The organism is Segeticoccus rhizosphaerae, assembly GCF_009192725.1.
GTDB classification, from domain to species: Bacteria; Actinomycetota; Actinomycetes; order Actinomycetales; family Dermatophilaceae; genus Segeticoccus; species Segeticoccus rhizosphaerae.
In genome coordinates, this window is record NZ_VOHR01000374.1 from 1 (window position 1) to 3,357 (window position 3,357).

Below are 3,357 nucleotides of genomic sequence, written 5' to 3' on the forward strand. Positions count from 1 at the left end.
CGCCCGGGTCGCGGCCGGGCTCGGCTACCTCGGCTACGCCCGGCTCGCCCGGGACACCTGGGTGGCGCCGCGCCCGAACCCGGAGCTGTCGAGCGCGCTGCGGACCGAGGGGGTGACCTGCACGGCCTTCCACGCCGACTACGGCGACGACGGGCACGACCTCGCGGCCGGGCTGTGGGACCTGGCCGGCCTCGCCGACGACTACCGCGGCTTCCTGGAGCAGACCCGCCTGCTGCGGGCGCGGCTCCCCGCCGACCCGGACCCGCAGCTGGCCTTCGCCAGTCGCACCGAGCTGGTGCACGAGTGGCGCAAGTTCCTCTTCCGCGATCCCGGGCTGCCACCGCAGGTCCTCCCGCCCGTGTGGCCGGGGCACGAAGCCGCCGCCCTGTTCGACCAGACCTCGGCCGTGCTGCTGCCACCGGCCCGGGCCTTCGTCGACCAGTGCCTGGCCGGGGAGGAGCTGGCCGGCCAGGCGCACTAGCCTGCTGGCAAGTCCACGACCCGAGGAGCCCGTGCCATGTCTGAGCAAACACCACAGCCCGCCCGCCCGGCCGGCGCCCCGAACGCCACCGACGCGCCGGTCGCGGTGACGCGCGACGGCGGGGTGGCGACGGTGGCCCTCAACCGCCCCGACGCCATGAACGCGCTGGATACGCCCACCAAGGAGGCGCTCCTGACGGCGCTGCAGGGAGTCGCCGAGGACCCGACCGTGCGGTGCGTCGTGCTCACCGGCACCGGGCGGGCGTTCTGCGTGGGCCAGGACCTGCGCGAGCACATCGAGCTGCAGCAGCGGCGCGACCCTTCTCTGTGGGAGACCGTGCCCCGCCACTACAACCCGATCGTCGAGCTGCTGGCCACGATGGACAAGCCGGTCGTGGCCGCCGTCAACGGGGTGGCCGCGGGGGCGGGCGCGGCCTTCGCGTTCGCCTGCGACCTGCGGATCCTGGCCGAGTCGGCCGGCTTCAATCTCGCCTTCGCCGGCATCGCGCTCTCCTGCGACTCGGGCTCGTCGTGGGCGCTTCCGCGGCTGGTCGGCACGGCCAAGGCCAAGGAGCTGCTGCTCCTGCCGCGCACGGTGAAGGCACAGGAGGCGCTCGAGCTCGGACTGGCCACGCGGGTCGTGCCTGCCGACGAGCTCTCGTCCACCGTGGCCGAGCTGGCCTCGACGCTGGCCGCGGGCCCGACCCTCGCCTACGGCTCGATCCGCCGGGCGGTCGAGTTCTCGGCCGGACATTCCCTGTCGGAGTCCCTGGCCCACGAGGGCGAGCTGATGGCCCTGACCGGTGACACCCAGGACCACCACGCCGCGGTGCAGGCCTTCCTCGCCAAGGAGAGGCCGGAATTCACCGGCCGTTGAGGAACGGAACCCGCACGTCGCGCTGGCACTACTGCGCGACACGCCGTGCGACACACGGCCAACCCGTCAGCTCGCCGGGCTTGCGCCAGCGTCGCTTGCGTTTAGGCCGCCAGACTCGCCGTCAGGGCCCGGTCACGGGGGGTTGTCGACGGGCGGGACGAACATCCACAGCTCCCGCACCCACCAGACCTGCCAGGCCAGCCCGAGCAGGACCAGGATGACCGTGCGCAGCATGACGTGCCGGGACGCCTGGTCCCGGTCGTTGAGCCAGGCGCCGCCGACCATGACCGCCGCGAGCGGGAAGAGCTCGAGCAGGTAACGGTAGACGCTGGTCCACGGGTCGAGCACCGCACCGAGGTAGAGCACGTAGCCGAGGCACCAGGTGCGCAGCAGCGGCCCCAGACCGCGCGCCCAGGGCCCGCACACGACGACCACGAACGCGATGGCGATCAGCGCCAGCCCGATCGGGGCGACCGTGGACCCGAACAAGTACTGCCCCATGCCCAGCCAGGGGGCGAACGGGGTGACCTTGCCGGATGACCGCCAGGTCCCCATGGTATCGGTGTACGCCGACGGTGACCCGGTGCCCCACCACACGATCGCCGGCCACATCAGACCGGCCACGCCGCACGAGACGAGGGCGGTCAGCATCGAGCCGTAGTCACGGCGGCTGACCGGCTCGCGCTCACGGCGGCGCCAGCGCAGGACCACCGCGACCAGCGCCACGAGTCCCAGCGGGAGCGCGATCGGCCGGGCCAGGCCGGTACAGAGGGCCAGGACGGACGCGACCAGCCAGCGTTCCCGGCTCAGCGCGAGCAGGAACGCGCACAGCAGCAGGATCGCCAGCGACTCGGTGTAGGCGACCTGCAGGGACGGTGAGGGGGGCGACGCGGCATACACGCAGACGGCGGCGAAGGCGACCTTCGCGCCCAGCCGCTCCCGCAGCAGCACCCCCATGACGCCGGCCCCCACCGTCCCGAGCACGAGCGCCAGGCTCGAGCCGACCACCGGGAAGCCGAGGCCGGTGACCTTCATCAGGGCGCTGGCCATCATCGGGAAGAGTGGGTAGAAGGCCCACTCGTTCTGCTGCAGCGCGCCGCTCGCGTCGGTCGGAAGCACCGCGGGGTAGCCGTGTTCGGCGATGCGGCGATACCAGGTGCCGTCCCACAGGACGGTCATCGAGAAGTAGTCGGGGTGGGGACCGGTCCACGCGACGGGCTGCTGGTGGCGGGCGGCGATGACCAGCACGATCGCGGTGAACAGCCGCAGCGCGAGATAGGCGAGGACGACCTGCACCAGGAAGCGGTGTCGCAGCGCCACGACGGTGCGCAGCACGGAATCCCTCACCGGCGATGTGTGGGCGGTCAGGGTGTCGCTCACGCGGCGGCCACCGCCTCGCGGGCCTCGAAGGAACCCATCCGCGCGCTCAGCCCCCGCTGCTCTCGGCGTCGGGTCCACCCTCACTGCGGCCCTCTGGGCCACGCCGCAGCGAGGCGAGCTGCCGGTCGCGGTCCTCGAGCTCCTCGGTGAGCCGGGTGATCACGGCGTCCACCTGGTCCATCCGGTAGCCCCGCAGTCCCTGGTCGAACCTCAGGGCCAGCAGGTCGTCGCGACCGAGGTGGCCGTCGGGCAGCTGCTCCTGCCGGCGGCTCGAGACCGGATCGGACCAGTCTCCACCGAACTTCCCGAGCACGGCGGCAGCGGTCAGCCCCACGAGCACGACCACCACGCACAGCTCCAGAACGATCACGAGATGATCGTGCCATGTCACGTCCGATGACTCACGCCCGCGACCTGGTCCTGCGGGGTCGCCGCTTCGCGCCGGGCGAGACCGCGCTGCTGGCCATCATCAACCGCACGCCCGACTCGTTCTACGACCAGGGCGCCTTCGTGGAAGACGGGGCGGCCCTCGCGGCGGTGCGGACGGCGGTGGCCAACGGCGCCGATGCCGTCGACATCGGAGGCGTGCGGGCCGGGCCGGGCGACGACGTGGACGCGGC

At 72.8% G+C, this 3,357-nt stretch carries 5 protein-coding genes; 3 read left to right on the top strand and 2 right to left on the bottom strand.

Annotated elements, in window-relative coordinates; genetic code table 11:
- Together FRW57_RS19190 and FRW57_RS19195 are read left to right on the top strand one after the other, a co-directional pair.
- Positions 1 to 481, top strand: a 481-nt coding sequence (locus FRW57_RS19190; protein WP_275263210.1) for a PaaX family transcriptional regulator C-terminal domain-containing protein, incomplete at its 5' end; no start/stop codon positions are given.
- 36 nt (positions 482 to 517) lie between these two features.
- Positions 518 to 1,357, top strand: coding sequence for an enoyl-CoA hydratase/isomerase family protein (locus tag FRW57_RS19195; protein ID WP_137123225.1), 840 nt, complete (start codon positions 518 to 520; stop codon positions 1,355 to 1,357).
- A 132-nt stretch (positions 1,358 to 1,489) separates the two neighbouring features.
- Here FRW57_RS19195 and FRW57_RS19200 read toward each other — a convergent pair whose 3' ends face one another.
- Together FRW57_RS19200 and FRW57_RS19205 are read right to left on the bottom strand one after the other, a co-directional pair.
- Positions 1,490 to 2,737 (bottom strand): hypothetical protein, encoded by a 1,248-nt coding sequence (locus FRW57_RS19200; protein ID WP_152186787.1) that lies wholly within the window; start codon positions 2,735 to 2,737, stop codon positions 1,490 to 1,492.
- Positions 2,738 to 2,783: 46 nt separating this feature from the next.
- A complete protein-coding gene (locus FRW57_RS19205; protein WP_162529427.1) occupies positions 2,784 to 3,107 on the bottom strand; it encodes a DivIVA domain-containing protein in 324 nt (107 codons plus the stop codon).
- Positions 3,108 to 3,121: 14 nt separating this feature from the next.
- On the opposite strand from FRW57_RS19205, the gene FRW57_RS19210 reads away from it, so the two are divergent.
- Positions 3,122 to 3,357 (top strand): dihydropteroate synthase (locus FRW57_RS19210; protein ID WP_238999492.1); only part of this gene is annotated, 236 nt, incomplete at its 3' end.

Coding starts and splice junctions, on each gene's coding strand:
- FRW57_RS19195 (WP_137123225.1), top strand. CDS start 518: ATGTCTGAGCAAACACCACAGCCCGCCCGCCCGGCCGGCGCCCCGAAC.